The sequence below is a fragment of the Mesorhizobium sp. M0028 genome (assembly GCF_040323855.1).
GTDB lineage: Bacteria > Pseudomonadota > Alphaproteobacteria > Rhizobiales > Rhizobiaceae > Mesorhizobium.
In genome coordinates, this window is record NZ_JAMYVG010000009.1 from 214,111 (window position 1) to 230,940 (window position 16,830).

Sequence of the window (16,830 nt, forward strand, 5' to 3'; positions counted from 1 at the left end):
CATCATCGGCAGCTTCACTTCTGCGCTTCGGCCGCATCCGCCATGGCATTGGCCGCGTCCTGCGCACTCATATCCGGCGTCGCCACAAACTCGGTGATTGTATCCATGATTGCGCCGCGGACTTTTTGCGGCACCGTCATGTTGTGCGCCATGGAACGGACGAGCGTGCCGGCGGCGATCGAGGCTTGCAGATCCTTTTGCGAGAGTTGCTGGCAGGGATTGAAGCCGTTCGAAAGATCGACGTCGAGGCGGGCCGGGATGGAGCCTTTGGTCTGATTGAAAATGGTCTGGAACTCGGGCGATAGGATGATGCTGGCAAGCAGCTTCTGTCCCTCGATGTAGTCCGGGTCCTTCTGCTTGAAGAACACAACCGAATCTGAATTCAGGATGAAGCCGGGCTTGCCCCAATCGGTCGGCGCCTGGGCGCAGACATAATCGGTGCCCTCCTTGAAGCCGCCAGCCGTCAGCAGGCCGATCGTCCAGTCGCCCATGATGTGGAAGGCGGCCTCGCCGCGGCCGACCAGGTGCGACATGGTATCCCAGTCACGCCCATTCATGCCGGGGTCCATGTACTTCGAGGTCATGGTGCGGAACTGCTCGAAGGCCTTGACCATGCCGTCGCTGCGCATGGCATCGACGTCGCCCTCGACGAAAGCTTTCTTGTAGAGATCGAGGTCCTGACCGTACACGACCACTTCGAAAACCGTCGAGTCGGTCCAGTCGGCGGTCGAGTGCGAAATGCAGATCTTGCCGCTGGCCACGATCTTGTCGCAGGCGGCGTTGAATTCCGCCCATGTCTTCGGCATCTCGGTGACGCCCGCATCCTTCATGACCTTTGGCGATGCCCACAGCCAGTTGATGCGGTGGATGTTCATCGGCGCCGCCACCCAATTCCCCGTCGGCTTCATCACCGGCAGCAATTCGGGAGCGACGACCTTCTCCCAATTTTCCGCCTTCGCCAGGTCGTCGAGATTGGCTGTCATGCCCGTCTCGTTCCATTCGGCGATCTCGGGGCCTTTGAGCTGTACAGCGGGAGGTGCGTTGCCGGCGATCACATCGGCACGCAGTTTGGCCAATGTGTTGGCTGTATGGCCGGCGATGGAGGTCTGCTGCCAGGTGCCACCCTTGGCGGTAAACATCTCGCCGAGCTTGGCGATAGCCTGGGCGTCCGATCCGGTCGCCCATTGGTGCAAGAGGTTGGTCTTGGGCTCCGCGAGTGCTGCTCCGGTAAGCAAGGTGAAGGCGGTAGCGGCCGCAAAGGCCGTCCTCAGATATTTCATCGTTTCACTCCCATAGGTGATGCACGGTTCGTATCGACCGCTTGTGGCCCGCGATTTGAGGTCATGGCCGGTGAGATGCAGTAATCTCCGTTCTTTCCAAGATGACATATTTGGGCTATCAGTCAACGTCCTTTGTGCTCATCATGAACAAACCTTCGCTTAGAAATTGGCTGATCGACAGGCCGTCCGCGTCGCCGGAGAGCCTGATCGTCCGATGCCTGCGTGAGCGCGGCGTGCTTTCTGCGTCGCAAATTACCCGCATTACCGGTTTGGCGCGGTCGACGGTTTCAACCGCGCTCAATGGCTTGAGAAAATCGGGGATGGTGATCGAATCCTCGGCCCATCATGACGCGGCCAGGGGTATCGGCAGGCCTGCCACGGCATTGACGCTCAATCCCGCTGCGGGCACCTGCGTCGGCATCCATCTGGGCCTCGACGAAATGCGATGCGTCGTCGCCGACGTCTCGCATTCTTTCATTGTCGAACAAACTATCCCCATGGGCCTGGACTACCAGCCGCAGCAGGCGGCCCAGCTCGCCAAGTCAGTAATTGCCCGATGCTATGAAGAGAACGGTCTGCCGATGGCGGGGCTCCTGGGGGTTGGGGTCTCCGTCTCGGGCCCAGTCAGCCGCGAAGGAGTGGTGCTGCGCGCGAGTATCGTTCCGACCTGGGCCGGGGTCAACATCCGCGATGTGTTTGGGCCGACCCTCGAACAGCCGATCTTCGCCGACAATGAGAGCAACTGCTCGGCCATTGCGGAGTTGATGTGGGGTGCGGCCGTCGGCCAAGACGACTTCGTGCTGTTCAAGGTCGATCTGGGCGTCGGCGGGGCCATTGTCCAGCATGGCCGGCTGGTGAGCGGCATCGCCGGCGGCGCCGGCGAATTCGGGCATATCAGCATCGATCCCAGCGGTGACCTTTGCCGGTGCGGCAATCGCGGATGCCTGGAGCTCTATGCCAGCTTTGCCCGGCCGCTCGAGCAGATTTCGCGCATCGTGCGGCGGCCGGTCACGATGGACGACGTGATCATGATGGCCGAGCAGGGCGACGTAAGGGCGCTGCGGATGATCGAGGACACCGCCGAGTTCGCCGGACGTGGGCTCGGCTTGATCGGTTCGGTGCTCAATCCGCCGCTCATTATCATCGGCGGCCGCATGGCCTTGGCGGGCGACATTCTCCTGGCGCCACTGATCGCGTCATATGAACGCCACACGCTCATCAAGTCCCGCGATGTGGCGCCCGCGCTGCGCACGCGGATAATCGTTGGCAAGCACACGGAGAACGATGCATTGCTCGGCGCGGTCGGCCTCGTGCTGCGCCACAACAGCCGACTGCGATGATATGGCTACGTTCCAGGTAAACCTTGCCGTACGAAGGCAGAGGTCATGGGTTCGAATCCCTTCGGGTGCACCAAACACCGCCATTTGCCGCCGCCTACGGCGCACGCGCCGGCCAGAGCACGCCAGCCTAGCAGGGGCGGCGACTGATTGAGTTCGAATCCGTTGAAGCGATGACGGCTCGGCCCTCATTTTGCGACATTTGGGGTCTGGTCGCACGTAAGCGGACATCACACTTCGGCGCCCACGACGCCCCAGCGATCGGCCCAGGATTCCAACGTACCCGCCCAAGGACTATCAGCCTGCATTGATTGGGTCTGCACCTTGTGGCCGTTGCGAGAGTTCAGCGATCAGATGGTCGGCAACGACCCTAACGGAGGGGAGCTGCCCGCGACGATGCGGCATCAGCAGAGTCGTCGCCACGCCACGCGCTGTCCAGTCCGGTAAGATGCGGACAAGCGCGCCGGACTCGATCAGCGGCGCACAGAAGCTGCCCGCCAGGCAAGCCACGCCGAGCCCGGCCCTCGCGGCTTCCCGCAAGGAGACGGTTTCGTTGGCGATATAGCGCGGAGATGGCGTGACCTCCGCAACGACGCCTTGCCCATCGTGAAGCGTCCAGACCCTCTCCGACGACGATGCCATAATCCCATCGAGCCCGTTCGCTTCCTCGGGTCGAGAAGGCATGCCGTTCTTCCGAATATAGTCGAGCGAGGCGACGAGCCAGGCGGGGTCGTAATCGATGCGACGTTGCACGAGTTCGGTATCCGGCAACGGGGCGAAGTGGTTGCGGATGGCGATGTCGAAACCTTCCTGCACGATGTCCACGAACCTGTCGGAGACGTCGAGCATGATGCGGACCTTCGGATAGCTCGCTGCGAGACGCGGGAGGATCGCCGCTAGACGGAACTGGGCGATCGGCAGCGATGCCGTGATCCGCACCGTTCCGCTCGGTTCCGCAAGGCGACCCTTGATCACATGCTCGGCCGCCTCCGCTTCGATCAGCATGGCGGCGGCATGACGATGAAAATCTCGGCCGATCTCGGTCACGGTGAAGCTGCGCGAGGTCCGCTGGACCAGACGCACGCCAATCGCCTTTTCCAGCTCGGAGAGCCGCTTGCTGAGAGTGGACTTGGGGATGCCCAGGGCACGCCCCGCCGCAGCGAAGCCGCCATGATCAACTACTTGAACGAAAACGAGGAGGTCGTTGAGATTCAGCATCCGGAGCTCTCATCGTTCCTAAATGTGGACGATAGGTCTTCAGATAACCCACTACTGCTTCTGCGTCCAATATTGCATCTCTTTGTAGCCGCCGCCGTGGGGCGGGGCTGCAATTCGGAACGTAGAAGGACGCACGTACATGGCCAATATCTCGATCCTCGGCCTCGGGGCCATGGGGCAGGCGCTGACCGCCCGATTTCTTTCGCAGGGCCACACGGTCACGGTCTGGAACCGCACGCCCGGCAAGGCCGCATCACTGCTTGCCAAAGGCGCGCGCGAGGTGAAGTCCGCCGCCGACGCGACCGCCGCAAGCGACGTCACCGTGATGTGCGTGCTGGACTATGCCGCGTCGGATTCGGTGATCGATGATGCGGCATCGGCGCTCTCCGGGCGTTCGCTGGTCAATCTGACCAACGGCACGCCGGCACAGGCGCGCGCCACGGCCGAGCGGATTGCCAAGCTGGGCGCCGCCTATCTCGACGGCGGCATCATGGCGACGCCTCCGATGATCGGCGGCGAACATGCGCTTATCCTCTACAGCGGCTCCAAAGCGGCCTTCGATGCGCACGCCCGAACGCTCGAGGCGCTTGGCGCCGCGAACTATCTCGGCGGGGATGCCGGGCTGGCATCGCTGCACGACTTGGCCCTTCTTAGCGGCATGTATGGCCTTTTCGCCGGCTTCTTCCACGCTACCGCGCTCGTAGATTCCGAAGGCATTGGCGCGGGCGCTTTCCTCAAGCTCTTTGGCCCATGGATGACCGCGATGATGGGCGAGCTGCCGGGATATGCGGAGAAGATCGACAGCGGCAGGCATCGCGTGAATGTGGTGTCGAACCTCGGGATGCAGGCCGCCTCACTGGACAACATCCTCACAGCTACCCGGGAGCAGGGCGTCGCCACCCATCTGCTCGACCCCATGCTGGACCTGTTCCGCAAACGGGTGGGAGGCGGATTCGGAGATGAGGATATTTCAGGTGTTTTCGAGCTGATCCGGCGAAAGAGCGGGAAAGGCGGGTGAAGCCGTCGTGGATGGCGCCATATCCCTCGCCGCTGCCGACATTCTCGGCCTCCCGGGGAGGCGGTGCACCAGCGTCCAAAATGAACCCAGCTTCGGGGTTCGCTGCCCGCCGGCAAGCGGTTCGTCATCCTCTCCTCGCGCGGCGATGCGGGATACACTCCCGGCGGTCGGCTGGAATTCGAGTTTTGCACGGGATGATGGCTGGAACACTCGGTCAGGCTCCGCTTGATCCGGACGACTTCCCTGCGTCCTCAATGACGTCGTAGTGGCATACACGCGGATCGAAGGAGAGCAGCTCGGCGACAGCGCCCGGTTCGACGACCGCCTTTTCGACATCTGACCCGGCAAATCTGCCGATGGCCTCCATCGATTGCCACCGGGTCTGCACCTGAAATTCGATTTCGGCATCAACTTTGCGCACGCTCAACTGCGCTCCGAGAAATCCGGCCGTCTGGAGCAATGCCGGAAGGACACTGGTTCTGAAGTGGTTGGGATAACCGTGCGGATTGGACGCCGCGGCGCGAGCGCGCCATTGACGAATAACCATCTTGCTCTCCTCGATGCGTTGCCGCCAAGCAGCGGCATGTGGGCCTCAAATATCTAATGCACAACTCTGGCCGCGCTGAGCCAGGCTGGGCAACCACGTCGGCGACGTCAGCCAGCGTATCGTCGTCGACGCGGGGCAACTACAACTCGATTCGCTGTCGGCCCAAGGCGTCGCGGAACTCGATCGGGCCGGGGCGCGCGCTGCTGAGCAGTTCTGGTTTCGTAGACGCGTCTAAGCATCGGCACAGCCTACATATTGACTTGTATGATGCAACCCATATGGCCCGTCGCAGGCTGTGCCGCCTCGCGTTTGCGCATCTGGTAGGGGAGCCGCGACGGCGGCTCCCCAATTCCTCATACCCCGACGTGCACCGGCGCAGGGGCCGGCGTTCTGTCCCGCGAAAGAAGGAGCAGCGCAAGCGTTGCACCGGTGGCGGCGATGATCACACAGGCCCAAAAGCCCGCCGCATACCCTGCGGTCAGTGCTGCGGGGGTATCCGACGTCCCCGTCATCGAGACAGCGACGGTGGCGGTGATAGCTACCCCCAGAGCAGCGCCAATCTGGAACATCGCGCTGTTTATCCCGGACGCGAGGCCTGCGTCGGCTTCCTTGACCTTCGAGAGAGCTGCAACGGAACCGGCAACGGCAGCCATTCCGATACCAGGCCCGAAGGCGATCAAGCCCGGAAGCAGATGCGCGAGGTAGGTGCCTTCGGGAACAATGAAGGTGAAGAGTGCGCACCCAGCGCCCATCAAGAGCATGGCGATCACGGCAATCGCACGCGCCCCGGCCCGACCGATCCATTTACCCGTCAGTGTTGAGGAGACGATCGACAGGATTGCATAGATCATCGTGCCAAGGCCAACGACAAGCGGCGAGTAACCCAGGACCTTCTGGGCATAAAGCGACACCAAAAGTGCCATGCCGAATACGAGCGCCCCGGCGAAGAGCATGGTCAGGTTCCCGCCGACAAATGAGCGAGACCGAAAGATGGCAAGGGGAACAAGCGGGTTATTCACCCGCCTTTCGATCAGCACGAATGCGCCGAGCAGTCCGAGCGTTGCACCCAACAGGCCCAGGGTTTTCGGATGGGCCCAGCCAACGCTGGGAACCTCGGTGATCGCCAGTACGAATGCCACGAGCGCCGCGGTAATCGTCACGGCGCCGCCGAGATCGAAGCCACCGCGGCTGCCGATAGCACGGCTCTCGCGCAGCGTGAACGGGCTGAGCCCCAGGATCATGGCGCAGATGGGGACATTAATGAAGAACACCCAGCGCCAACCGGGCCAATCGGCAAGCGGTCCACCCACCAGCAGCGCGGCGGTGGCCCCGCCGGCTCCCATCGCGGACCATAGCCCCAGGGCTCGATTCCGTTCATTTCCCTCGAAGGTGGTCATGAGGATCGATAGGGCGCTGGGGGTCAATACGGCAGCGGCAATTCCTTGAACAACCCGGGCACCGATGAGAAATCCTGGATTGCCGGAAAGCCCGCACGCCAGCGAGGCGACAAGGAAAGCAGCTGTGCTCGCCATGAACAGGCGCCGCCGACCCAACAGATCCGATACTCGACCCCCGAGAAGAAGAAGCCCGCCCAGAGCCAGCATGTAGGCGCTCATCACCCACTGCACCGCGGATGGGGTGAAACCGAGTTGTGCCTCGATCGAGGGTAAGGCGAGGAGGACGATCTGTCCGTCAAGGCAAACCATAAAGAAGGCTACGCAAAGTACCGCCAATGCAATCCAGCGTCGTGGATCGGGTGCGGCGGAAAAATTCTTGGATGGGATATCCATGGGAAAGTCCTTTTGCTTGCCTGCGGCGCGATAACGCCACGAGGGAGGCGCAAGGGTGATTGACTTACCGCCGGTTTGGCAAGTACCTACTATTTTGTAGGTACCCTATCGGAGCGATGTGATGGCAACGAACTTACCTGAAGCCTGCGGCCTGGGGCCGGCATTCCTTGTGATCAGCGGCAAGTGGAAAGGCACGATCCTCTGGCTTTGCCGGAAGCAGCCGCGGCGGTTTGGCGAGTTGCGTCGCCTTATTCCCGACATGAGCGAGAAGATGCTCATCCAGCATTTGCGAGAGATGGTGGCGGACGGACTCCTTGACCGACACGATTTTGGGGAGGTTCCGCCTCGCGTCGCATACTCGTTGACTGACCTAGGTCTGGAGCTGGACGACGCTCTTGCTCCGCTTGCGCACTGGGGTCTCAAGCATTCGGATCGACTGACACGGGATCGACCAATGTCGCTGGTCAAGGCGTAGCGCCTTAGGTGCGGCGGTGTGCTGTGCGCGAGTATCGTTCCGACCTTGTTTGGGCCGACCCTCGAACAGCCGATCTTCGCCGAAAATGAGAGCAACTGCTCGGCCATTGCGGAGTTGATGTGGGGTGCGGCCGTCGGCCAAGACGACTTCGTGCTCCTCAAGGTCGATCTGGGCGTCGGCGGGCCATTGTCCAGCACGGCCGGCTTCGATGATCCGGCTTCGCTTCAGCGGTGCTCTGAGGCTCGTTGTTCCGCACCATTGCGGGTCCGTCACCCGATATCCTTACGCAGCGGCGCGCAGCTCTCGCCAACGATCAGTGCCGGCTGAAAAACGATGTTGCGCACGGGCTCCGACACTCTTTCCTCGATGCGGTCGACGAGCAGGCGCAGCGCTTCGTTGGTCATGTCGGCAATGGGATGTTCCGTTCTCGTCAGTCGCGGCTTCAGGCCTCCGGCGCCTGCGACGGTGTCGGTAGAGGCGACCGAGACGTCTTGCGGACAGCGCAAGCCGAGATCGGCAATGGCGCGCATCACGCCGATCGCCATGACGCCGTTCGCGACATAGATCGCCGTGGGACGGTCGGGCGAACCCATCATGTCGCGGGCCACCGAATAGGCGGCCTCCTCGCGAAATTCGCCGGACCTGACATGGCCAGGCTGCGGAGTTAATCCCCGCGCGGCCATCGCGTCGATCATGCCGTCAAGCCTGCCCTTGCTGGTCGACAGTTGCATCGGCCCGGTGACCGAACCTATGCGGCGATGCCCAAGATCGAGCAGGTAGTCGACCGCCTGCCTGCCGGCTGCCCGATTGTCTATGCTCACCGTATCGGCGCTGTTGCCTTCGATCGGTCGACCTAGAAGAACGGTCGCGATGCCTTCGAACTCATGCGGCTGATATTGATTTGCGGCGCCCACCGGAACCAGAACCATTCCGTCGCAACCGAGGGTGCGAATCCGCGACAGGATGCGCCGTTCGGTGTCGGGCTTTTCATCGCTGTTGAAGAGAACGAGTGAATAACCCCATGCCGCGACCGCTGCCTCGGCCGACCAGACGATGCGTGCGTAAAACGGGTTCGAGAGATCGGCCACCGCAAGGGCGATCAGCTGGCTGCGGTTGCGACGCAGATTGCGGGCGGCCAGCGACGGCTCATAGCGCAGCTCGCGAATGGCGGTGACGACGCGAGCCCTCAGCTCGGGACTGACAAAGGCCGTATCGTTCATGACGGCCGAAACCGTCGCAGTCGATACGCCTGCCGTTCTGGCGACGTCTTTGATGGTGGCCATTTTGCCCCGATAGCTAATCGTTTCGCTGAACTTTGGTTCAGATTTATCCCTGTGTCCAGCGGATTCATGCTTGCATTGGACTGCGTTTTGCAGGACATTAGCGAAACGGTTTGCTGTCAAGGGGCTCTGACGGCAGACTAGGCGAAGGGAGGAACACCATGAAAAATCTAGCTTGCATTATTGCCGCAGGAGCGCTCTCGCTCGCGACGGCCAGCGCTGCCGCGCAGGACAAGCCGCTTCTTGGCGTTGTGTCGATAAGCGCCACCGAGGCCAACAATGTCCGCTACATCCAGGGCGCGACGAAGGCCGCCGACGAGCTTGGCTGGAAGACCAACGTCGTGGATGCCGCCGGCAGCGCCGACCAGGCGAACGCGGCGATCCAGAATTTCGCGCAGCTCAAGGCGGATGCGATCATCGACATGGTGTTTCCCTATTCGTCGATCGGCGCCGGTCTGGCCGCCGCAGGCGACGCTGGAATACCTGTGGTGACCTGGGGCGGCGGGCTCGGCTCGACCGTTGCCGCAACCAACGGCTCGGGCGGCCCGATGGCGATTCCGGTCGTGGATCTGATGGTCAAGAAGATGGACGGCAAGGGCTCGATACTGGCGCTCACCTACCGGACCGGCGAAGTCTGCCGGAACCGCGAAGTCGTCATGGACGAGATCGTCGCCAAACACCCCGAGATCACCGTCACCAAGAACGAGGTGCGTATTCCCGGCTATTTCGAGGACGGCGCCCAGTACGCCAATGCGTGGCTGGCGTCGCATCCGGCCGGCAACGAAAACCTGGCGATCTGGGGATGCTGGGACGACCCGGCGATTGGCGCTATCGGCTCGTTGCGCGCCCAGGGGCGCGACGACGTTCTCGTCTACGGCATCAACGGCAATGCCCAGGCGCTGGAGAACATCAAGAATGGCTTCATGACCGCCACGGCCTGGCAGGACAGCTTCACCGAGGGCTACAACATGGTCAAGATGTTGAAGGACATCAAGGACGCAGGCGGCGCATGGCAAGCCAAGGCAGCCGAGGTTCCGGCGGTGCTGGTGACCAAGGAAACCGTCGACGCCTTCCTCAAGGACCATCCGGAAGCCATAAAGTAGGACTTGGTTTGGCGGCGGCGTTCACAAGAGGTGCGCCGCAGCCGGGCGGCGCTGAAATGACGGTCCCATTGCTGGTCGCACGCGATATCGCAAAGGCCTTCGGCGGCACCCAAGCGCTGAAAGGCGTATCGCTCGATATTGCGCCGGGTGAAATCCATGGCCTTGTCGGCGCCAACGGTGCAGGCAAGTCGACCTTCATCCGCATCCTCGCCGGACTGAACCATCCCGACGCCGGTCGTATCGAGCTCGACGGCCGCCGCCAGGAGATTGGCACGCCGCAGCGGGCGACCGAACTCGGCATGAGCTTCATCCATCAGGAGCTTGCGTTCGTGCCGGGCATGACCGTGCTGCAGAACATCATGCTGGGCGTCCCGAAGAAAACGCGCTTCGGGCTGACCGATTGGCGTGCAATCGCGCGTGACGTTGCGCCGATCGCCGGTCGCGTCGGCATATCGGCGCCGCTCAACGCCAGCGTGAAGGGACTTTCGACGGCCGAGATATGGCTGATCAACATTTGCCGCGCCCTGGTGCGCAAGGCGCGCCTGATCGTCATGGACGAACCGACCGCATCGCTTGCCGCAGGTGAAGCGGAACGGCTGTTTGCGATTGTCCGCGATCTTTCCGCGTCAGGGGTGTCGGTGCTCTACATCTCGCACCGGCTGGACGAGATCCTGAACCTGTGCACGCGCGTGTCGGTCTTCCGCGATGGCCGCTCCGTCGCCGAACTCGCCGGAGACGCGCTCCACCGCCCCGCGCTGGTCGAGGCGATCGTCGGCGGTGCAATTCGCGACACTCAAAGGACGGCCACCGCAAGGGCACGCGGCGGTGTCGTGCTGGAAGCGAAGAACCTGACGCGGGTGCCGAAAGTCCGCGGCGTCAGCCTTGAGCTTCACGCCGGCGAAGTGTTGGGCATCGGCGGCCTTGTCGGCGCCGGACGAACGGAGCTCGCGCGGCTGCTTTTCGGGGCGGACCGGCCGGACAGCGGCGAGATGGCGCTGATGGGCCGGCCCTATACGCCCTCTTCCCCCGCGGCGGCCGTCCAGGTGGGGCTTGGGCTGGTCCCGGAGGAGCGCCGGGCGGAAGCGCTCTTCCTGTCCAAGAGTATCGCCTTCAATCTGAGCATCGCCAATCTCGACAGGGTCGCTTTCGGTCGCTACCTGCCGCTGATGAACCGCCGCGCCCGCACGTCTATGGCCGGCGAGATGATCCGCGCCCTGTCGATAAAGGCGCGGAACGCGAGCACGCCGGTCGGCCGTCTCAGCGGCGGCAATCAGCAGAAGGTGGCGATCGGCCGCTGGCTCCAACGCATACCGAAGGTGCTGATCCTCGACGAGCCGACGCGAGGCGTCGATATCGGAGCGCGCACCGAGATCCACCGACTGATCCGCCAGCAAGCCGAGGCAGGAATGGCGGTTCTGGTGATTTCGTCGGAACCGGACGAGTTGCCTGAGCTGTGCGATCGCGTTCTGGTGATGGCGGAAGGCCGCATCGTTCGCGAGCTGACCGGCCTAGCCATGTCGCGGAAGGCAATCGTCGAGGCAAGCTATGTCGAACCCTAAGCACTGATGGAGGACCATCCCTGATGAGCGATGTTGCGATAAGCGCCCGGCGTCTGTCGCCCGGAACCAAGGCGGCGCTCGGTATCTTTGCCCGCTATGGGACGATCATTGGGCTTCTGGCGATGATCGTCACGTTTTCGATCCTGTCGCCCGCCGCCTTTCCAACCGTGGGCAATTTCACCAATGTGCTGAACCAGGCTTCGCTGGCCATGATCATTGCCGGCGGGCTGACACTGGCCGTTGTCGTTGGCGAACTCGATCTCTCCATAGGCTTTGCCGCCAGCCTGCACGGCATTCTGATCACCGGCTTCGTCGTCCACGACAAGCTGCCAATCCCGCTTGCGGTGGTCATCGTCATCGCGCTGGGCGCGGTGATCGGTCTGGTCAACGGCTTCATCGTCACCAAGATCAAGGTCAATTCCGTCATTGCGACGCTGGGCGTCGGAACGATCCTTACAGGCCTGGCCTTCGCCTATTCCGCCGGCGTTCCCATTGTGGCGGGCGTGCCGGAGGCATTTCTCCAGCTTTCCCTTGGCCGCTGGCTGTTCGGCATTCCCAACAACATCATCGTCATGATCCTCGTTCTCGGCGGGCTTTGGGTGCTGGTCGAGCGAACGCCGCTCGGCCAGGAGATCCAGGCCGTGGGCGGCAATGCGGTGGCTGCCCGCCTTGCCGGCGTGAATGTCGATCGTATCAAGATCCTCGGTTTCGTCATTTCGGGAATGTGCGCGGCGCTGACCGGAATACTGCTTGCCTCGCGTCTCGGCAGCGGCACGGCCAGCGCCGCGGACTCCTACTTGCTCACCGCATTCGCGGCTGTGTTCCTTGGTTCGGCGACGCTGCGTGACGGGGAATTCCATGTGCTCGGCACATTGGTCGGCGCTCTCATCATCGCCTTCGGCTTCAACGGCCTCAACATTTTCGGCGCCCCGACCTTCTCGCAATATGTGTTGCAGGGCGCCATCCTGATCATTGCCGTGGGCATGGCGAGCCTGGGCCGCTCGCTGGCGGAACGCTGAAGGAGAAAGCATGACAAGCGAAAACACGCATTGGGAGGTTTACGTCGTCGAATTCGCCCGATCGAAGCAGCAGCCCTGGGTGGATCTCGTCGCAGGCATGTATGACGATGGCAAGGTCGATCTGCCCTTCTCCTTTGTCCTGCTACGCCATGGCGACCGCAACGTGCTGGTCGACACCGGCTTCATTCAGGAAACGAGCACAGCCTTCTCGCTGAAGTTCGACATTCCCCACTGGATTTCGCCGGTTCGCATGCTGGGCGAGCTTGGCATTGCAGCCGGCGCGATCACCGACATTTTTGTGACCCATGCGCATTTCGATCACATGGGATCGATCGCCGAGTTCCCGAATGCAAATCTCTATATCCAGAAAAGCGAATTGCTGTCCTGGTATGAGGCGATCGCATTGCCGCCGCGGTTCGGTTATCTCACCGCCATCATCGATCCCGACACGTTGCGCGCCGCCCTTGATGCATCGGTCGAACACCGCGTTTCGCTGATCGATGGCGACAAGGACGACGTGCTGCCGGGCATCCATGTACGGCTGGGAAGCGGCCACACGATCGGACAGCAATTCGTCATCGTCCAGTCCGCGCGGGGCAAACTGGTCGTCTCCGGCGACTGTGTCTATTCGAAGCGCCAGATCACCGGACACAAGCACGACGGCGTCTATGCGCCGCTGAACAATGCCGTCGGCAGTGTTTGGGAGCAGCTGAAGACCATCGACCGCATCAACACCGCGATCGGCGGCGATCTTGGGCAACTGATCGTCCTGCACGACATAGAGCGATGGAAGGGTCTGCCGGTCATTGCGGAAGTCGAAGGGTTCCGGATCGTCAGGGCCGGATAGGAAAATCGAAGGCGGCCTTCGCGGCAGCCTCTTCGTACGGAGCTCGACCGGTGACGCAGCTCTCATGGGCCGCTCCGGCCGAAAGGACTGTCAAAAGACTTACGAATTGCTGGCCGAAGCGACGGTGCTGAGGTTCGCTACGCGACACGCACCGTGCGCTGCCTCGGCTTGATCGCGGTGGCGAGCAGCAGGCCGGCGACGATGAAGGCGGCGCCGGCGAGATCGTAGTCGTGCAAGCTTTCGCCAAGGAACAGATAAGCGAGCACGGCGACGAAGGCGGTCTGCAGATAGAGCAGCATGCTGGCGCGCCCGGCGCCAAGCGTCTCGACGCTGCGGTTGTAGAGATAGTACATCAGAGCGCCGCCCGGGCCGGCAACATAGGCGAGGGCCAGAAGGCCGTTCGCATGCAGCGCCGAACGATCCCCGGAAAACAGTTCCCAGAGATAGAGAGGCAGTGCGGCCAGCGCGCCGGCTCCCAGCAGCAGGACCACCATCGGCAGAAGCTCAATGCCGAATTTCGCGCGACGCAGCAGCACGGTGTAGAGGCCCCAGCAAAGCGCGCTGCCGACGATCCACAACTCGCCGGGATTGAACCGTAGCTGCATCAGCGCGGCAAGGTCGCCGCGCGCCACGATCACCACCATCCCAGCCAGAGCGACCAGCGCTCCAAGCGCTTTCCAGACACCGAGGGGCTCGCCAAGCACGAAGCGGGCAAGCACCATGGTCATGATCGGCGACAGCGCCATGATGATGCCGGCGGTTGTCGCGTTGGTGTAGTTGAGGCCCGTGTAGATCATGCCCTGACACAAGGTCAGCCCGATGGCGCCGATGACCAGCACCTCGATCACCCGGGATTGGATCAGCACGAGCATCGCCCCGTGATGACGATGGACGATAGGCAGCAGGATCGCGCAGGCGAGCGTCAGCCGCCAGAAGCAGAGGGCCCAAGGCGGCATCTCGGGGGCAACCCACTTAGCGGCAATATAGACGCCGGCGGACAGGAGCCAGCAGAGCGTCGCGAGGGAATAGGCGAGCGGAAGTGATGCGCCGGGTGTCGCCTTAGCTACATTTGGCTGTGCTATCGGCAGTGATTGGATATCCGTCTCCTCCCATCGCAGACTTTAGCAGATTTGCAGCGTCTTGCTAAGCAGCAACAACAGCTGTTTCACCGGCTGGTGCAATCGGTGGGTCATTGTGGGTCCCGCCGTTCACGGTCTCGTTCCATTCGAACGCATGTTGGCCCATGAGCAACTCGATACCGAAAAGCGCAAGCCGTATCGATTTCGCGCGATACGAATCTGAGATTCATATTGCGCGACAGATATTCGCGCGGTTGCCACAATCTTCTCGCGCCATATTTCTGCCGAGAGCAGATCTGTCGCGAATTCCTGGCCCTCGGATCACGAGCGCCGCTGTTTTTTTCGAAGCAATTGGAAGAATAAGCCACTGACTTCCGTTTGCACAAAGAGCGCGACACATATCCATGCGGAGGACGTCCGATGCATGCCGGCTTCCGAGGGAGCGTACTCGTAGCGGTGTTGGGCGCCGTCATGGCAAGCTGCGCCGGCATCCCGGCGCAAAAAACCGGGGCAATAACCGGCTATGGCCCCAACCCCACTTTACCGAAACCAAGACCGACGCTGATCCCGACTGTTAACATCGCCGAGGCGAAAGGCTGGCAGAAAGGAGGTATGCCGACCCCGGCGAAGGGGCTGACAGTGAACGCCTTCGCCACCGGCCTCGACCATCCGCGCTGGCTGCATGTGCTTCCGAACGGCGACGTTCTGGTTGCTGAAACCAATGCCCCTGCCAAGCATGACGAAGGCTTCAGTCTTAGAAAGGTCTTCATGGACCTGGCTATGAAGCGGGCTGGCGCCGCGACCAAAAGCGCCAATCGCATCACGCTGCTGCGCGACACCGATGGCGACGGCATTGCGGATGTGGGCACGACGTTCGCGGAAGGCCTCAATTCGCCCTTCGGCATGACGCTGTCCAAAGGCAAGCTCTTTGTCGCGAACACCGACGCGCTCGTCGCTTTCCTCTACTCCAATGGCCAGACCCGAGTCAGCACGTCGCCGGAAAAGATCATCGACTTGCCGGCCGGGGACCTCAACCATCATTGGACCAAGGACGTGATCGCAAGTCCGGATGGACGCAAGCTCTATGTCACCGTTGGTTCCAACAGCAACGTTGGAGAAAACGGCATAGCCGCGGAGAAGAACCGCGCCACTGTCCTTGAAGTGGATCGGTCGACCCGCCGCACGCGGGTCTTCGCCTCGGGCCTGCGCAACCCGAACGGGCTCTCCTGGAATCCTGAAACTGGCGAGCTTTGGGTCGCCGTGAACGAGCGTGACGAGATCGGCGACGATCTCGTGCCGGATTACATGACCTCGGTTCGTGACGGCGCTTTCTACGGCTGGCCCTACAGCTACTACGGACAGAACGTCGACGAACGCGCTAAGCCGCAGCGCCCCGATCTCGTGGCGACGGCGGTCAAGCCCGATTACGCCCTGGGCTCTCATACCGCCTCGCTGGGACTGACCTTCTCCAAAGGCGCCCGGCTCGGTCCGACCTACGGCAACGGCGCCTTCGTCGGCCAGCACGGCTCGTGGAATAGAAGCGTGCACAGCGGCTACAAGGTGATCTTCGTGCCGTTCCATGGCGGCAAACCGAGCGGTCCTCCGAAAGATGTGCTCACTGGCTTCATCGGGCGTAATGGCGAGGCGATGGGCCGTCCGGTCGGCGTTGCTATCGATCAGACTGGCGCACTGCTCGTCGCCGACGACGTCGGTAACGTCATCTGGCGGGTCCGCCGGGCGAATGGCCGTTGAGCGCAGGTGCCTTTCTGATTCCGACCTCACCAGCCTTCGGCTACAGCGCCACGCCCGATATGGCTGCATTCGGCTACGATCTCGATGCATATGGCAGGCTGAGCGACCCGAGACATAGGTGACATTTTGTACCGGACACATGGGTAACACTTTTGGCTTTTGGCCGGAGGCATTTGGCTCGTCAGCTTCATGCACTATGATCTGCAAAAATGGCGTGGCAGTAGCTGTGACGTCGGCGTGTCCGCCGCGCAGCCCCCGTGTTTAGCGGAGCGGCGGACACACGGCGGTGCTCAGGCGGCCAATGCTCTCAGGCTCTCCTTCTTGTGCTCGCGCAGATGATCCATGTTGAGATAGCGGGTCGCCTCGAGCCAGTTCTCGTGGATCTCGACCGCCAATGCCCGAACCAGCCGCAGGCAGCTCCGCGGGTTGGGGAAGATGCGAACGACCAGGGTGCGCCGCTTGATCTCCTGGTTCAGCCGCTCCAGCATGTTCGTCGACTTCATGTGCTTGTGGTGGGCAAGCGGCA

General features: G+C 62.2%; 16 protein-coding genes. 9 read left to right on the plus strand and 7 right to left on the minus strand.

Annotated features, from left to right (window positions below):
• Positions 1-14: 14 nt before the first annotated feature.
• Positions 15-1,280, minus strand: a complete 1,266-nt coding sequence (locus tag NKJ93_RS18995) for an ABC transporter substrate-binding protein (RefSeq protein ID WP_352590701.1) — start codon at positions 1,278-1,280, stop codon at positions 15-17.
• A 143-nt stretch (positions 1,281-1,423) separates the two neighbouring features.
• Between NKJ93_RS18995 and NKJ93_RS19000 the strand changes: the two genes are divergently transcribed.
• On the plus strand, positions 1,424-2,620 hold the full coding sequence (locus tag NKJ93_RS19000) for an ROK family transcriptional regulator (RefSeq protein WP_352590704.1): 1,197 nt from the start codon (positions 1,424-1,426) through the stop codon (positions 2,618-2,620).
• 294 nt (positions 2,621-2,914) lie between these two features.
• Here NKJ93_RS19000 and NKJ93_RS19005 read toward each other — a convergent pair whose 3' ends face one another.
• Entirely contained in the window at positions 2,915-3,835 is a 921-nt protein-coding gene (locus tag NKJ93_RS19005; RefSeq protein ID WP_352590707.1) for a LysR substrate-binding domain-containing protein, read from the minus strand.
• A gap of 139 nt (positions 3,836-3,974) precedes the next feature.
• Here NKJ93_RS19005 and NKJ93_RS19010 point away from each other — a divergent pair, with 139 nt between their 5' ends.
• Entirely contained in the window at positions 3,975-4,853 is an 879-nt protein-coding gene (locus NKJ93_RS19010; RefSeq protein WP_352590710.1) for an NAD(P)-dependent oxidoreductase, read from the plus strand.
• 214 nt (positions 4,854-5,067) lie between these two features.
• Here NKJ93_RS19010 and NKJ93_RS19015 read toward each other — a convergent pair whose 3' ends face one another.
• Complete coding sequence (locus NKJ93_RS19015; protein WP_352482021.1) at positions 5,068-5,400, minus strand: antibiotic biosynthesis monooxygenase family protein; 333 nt, start codon at positions 5,398-5,400, stop codon at positions 5,068-5,070.
• A 353-nt stretch (positions 5,401-5,753) separates the two neighbouring features.
• Positions 5,754-7,190 (minus strand): MFS transporter, encoded by a 1,437-nt coding sequence (locus NKJ93_RS19020; RefSeq protein ID WP_352482023.1) that lies wholly within the window; start codon positions 7,188-7,190, stop codon positions 5,754-5,756.
• A 121-nt stretch (positions 7,191-7,311) separates the two neighbouring features.
• Here NKJ93_RS19020 and NKJ93_RS19025 point away from each other — a divergent pair, with 121 nt between their 5' ends.
• The gene (locus tag NKJ93_RS19025) at positions 7,312-7,665 is read left to right on the plus strand and encodes a winged helix-turn-helix transcriptional regulator (protein WP_023720297.1); all 354 of its coding nucleotides are present in this window, start codon (positions 7,312-7,314) and stop codon (positions 7,663-7,665) included.
• Positions 7,666-7,683: 18 nt separating this feature from the next.
• Positions 7,684-7,992, plus strand: coding sequence for an ROK family protein (locus NKJ93_RS19030; protein ID WP_156948117.1), 309 nt, complete (start codon positions 7,684-7,686; stop codon positions 7,990-7,992).
• On the opposite strand, the gene NKJ93_RS19035 is transcribed toward NKJ93_RS19030, so the two are convergent.
• Entirely contained in the window at positions 7,935-8,948 is a 1,014-nt protein-coding gene (locus tag NKJ93_RS19035; RefSeq protein ID WP_023720298.1) for a LacI family DNA-binding transcriptional regulator, read from the minus strand. The two genes, NKJ93_RS19030 and NKJ93_RS19035, sit on opposite strands and share 58 nt — an antisense overlap.
• Before the next feature lie 158 nt (positions 8,949-9,106).
• Between NKJ93_RS19035 and NKJ93_RS19040 the strand changes: the two genes are divergently transcribed.
• The 4 genes from NKJ93_RS19040 to NKJ93_RS19055 are packed head-to-tail and all read left to right on the plus strand — an operon-like array spanning position 9,107 to position 13,473.
• The gene (locus NKJ93_RS19040; protein ID WP_352590713.1) at positions 9,107-10,048 is read left to right on the plus strand and encodes a sugar ABC transporter substrate-binding protein; all 942 of its coding nucleotides are present in this window, start codon (positions 9,107-9,109) and stop codon (positions 10,046-10,048) included.
• 56 nt (positions 10,049-10,104) lie between these two features.
• Complete coding sequence (locus NKJ93_RS19045; RefSeq protein WP_023720300.1) at positions 10,105-11,607, plus strand: sugar ABC transporter ATP-binding protein; 1,503 nt, start codon at positions 10,105-10,107, stop codon at positions 11,605-11,607.
• A 23-nt stretch (positions 11,608-11,630) separates the two neighbouring features.
• On the plus strand, positions 11,631-12,626 hold the full coding sequence (locus tag NKJ93_RS19050; RefSeq protein WP_352482025.1) for an ABC transporter permease: 996 nt from the start codon (positions 11,631-11,633) through the stop codon (positions 12,624-12,626).
• A 10-nt stretch (positions 12,627-12,636) separates the two neighbouring features.
• Positions 12,637-13,473 carry an N-acyl homoserine lactonase family protein gene (locus NKJ93_RS19055; protein WP_352590716.1) on the plus strand — a complete coding sequence of 279 codons (837 nt, stop codon included), beginning with the start codon at positions 12,637-12,639 and terminating at the stop codon, positions 13,471-13,473.
• A gap of 137 nt (positions 13,474-13,610) precedes the next feature.
• On the opposite strand, the gene NKJ93_RS19060 is transcribed toward NKJ93_RS19055, so the two are convergent.
• Positions 13,611-14,570 carry a DMT family transporter gene (locus NKJ93_RS19060; protein ID WP_023720303.1) on the minus strand — a complete coding sequence of 320 codons (960 nt, stop codon included), beginning with the start codon at positions 14,568-14,570 and terminating at the stop codon, positions 13,611-13,613.
• A 402-nt stretch (positions 14,571-14,972) separates the two neighbouring features.
• Between NKJ93_RS19060 and NKJ93_RS19065 the strand changes: the two genes are divergently transcribed.
• Positions 14,973-16,304 (plus strand): PQQ-dependent sugar dehydrogenase, encoded by a 1,332-nt coding sequence (locus NKJ93_RS19065; RefSeq protein ID WP_023720304.1) that lies wholly within the window; start codon positions 14,973-14,975, stop codon positions 16,302-16,304.
• 290 nt (positions 16,305-16,594) lie between these two features.
• Here the strand turns inward: NKJ93_RS19065 and NKJ93_RS19070 are convergent.
• Positions 16,595-16,830, minus strand: a 236-nt coding sequence (locus tag NKJ93_RS19070; protein WP_352590719.1) for a transposase, incomplete at its 5' end; no start/stop codon positions are given.

Excerpts from the sequence above, each read along its gene's own strand:
- NKJ93_RS19045 (WP_023720300.1), top strand. The coding sequence starts at position 10,105 with ATGACGGTCCCATTGCTGGTCGCACGCGATATCGCAAAGGCCTTCGGC.
- NKJ93_RS19055 (WP_352590716.1), top strand. The coding sequence starts at position 12,637 with ATGACAAGCGAAAACACGCATTGGGAGGTTTACGTCGTCGAATTCGCC.
- NKJ93_RS19020 (WP_352482023.1), bottom strand. The coding sequence starts at position 7,190 with ATGGATATCCCATCCAAGAATTTTTCCGCCGCACCCGATCCACGACGC.
- NKJ93_RS19010 (WP_352590710.1), top strand. The coding sequence starts at position 3,975 with ATGGCCAATATCTCGATCCTCGGCCTCGGGGCCATGGGGCAGGCGCTG.
- NKJ93_RS19050 (WP_352482025.1), top strand. The coding sequence starts at position 11,631 with ATGAGCGATGTTGCGATAAGCGCCCGGCGTCTGTCGCCCGGAACCAAG.
- NKJ93_RS19005 (WP_352590707.1), bottom strand. The coding sequence starts at position 3,835 with ATGCTGAATCTCAACGACCTCCTCGTTTTCGTTCAAGTAGTTGATCAT.
- NKJ93_RS19025 (WP_023720297.1), top strand. The coding sequence starts at position 7,312 with ATGGCAACGAACTTACCTGAAGCCTGCGGCCTGGGGCCGGCATTCCTT.
- NKJ93_RS18995 (WP_352590701.1), bottom strand. The coding sequence starts at position 1,280 with ATGAAATATCTGAGGACGGCCTTTGCGGCCGCTACCGCCTTCACCTTG.
- NKJ93_RS19040 (WP_352590713.1), top strand. The coding sequence starts at position 9,107 with ATGAAAAATCTAGCTTGCATTATTGCCGCAGGAGCGCTCTCGCTCGCG.
- NKJ93_RS19000 (WP_352590704.1), top strand. The coding sequence starts at position 1,424 with ATGAACAAACCTTCGCTTAGAAATTGGCTGATCGACAGGCCGTCCGCG.
- NKJ93_RS19015 (WP_352482021.1), bottom strand. The coding sequence starts at position 5,400 with ATGGTTATTCGTCAATGGCGCGCTCGCGCCGCGGCGTCCAATCCGCAC.
- NKJ93_RS19035 (WP_023720298.1), bottom strand. The coding sequence starts at position 8,948 with ATGGCCACCATCAAAGACGTCGCCAGAACGGCAGGCGTATCGACTGCG.
- NKJ93_RS19065 (WP_023720304.1), top strand. The coding sequence starts at position 14,973 with ATGCATGCCGGCTTCCGAGGGAGCGTACTCGTAGCGGTGTTGGGCGCC.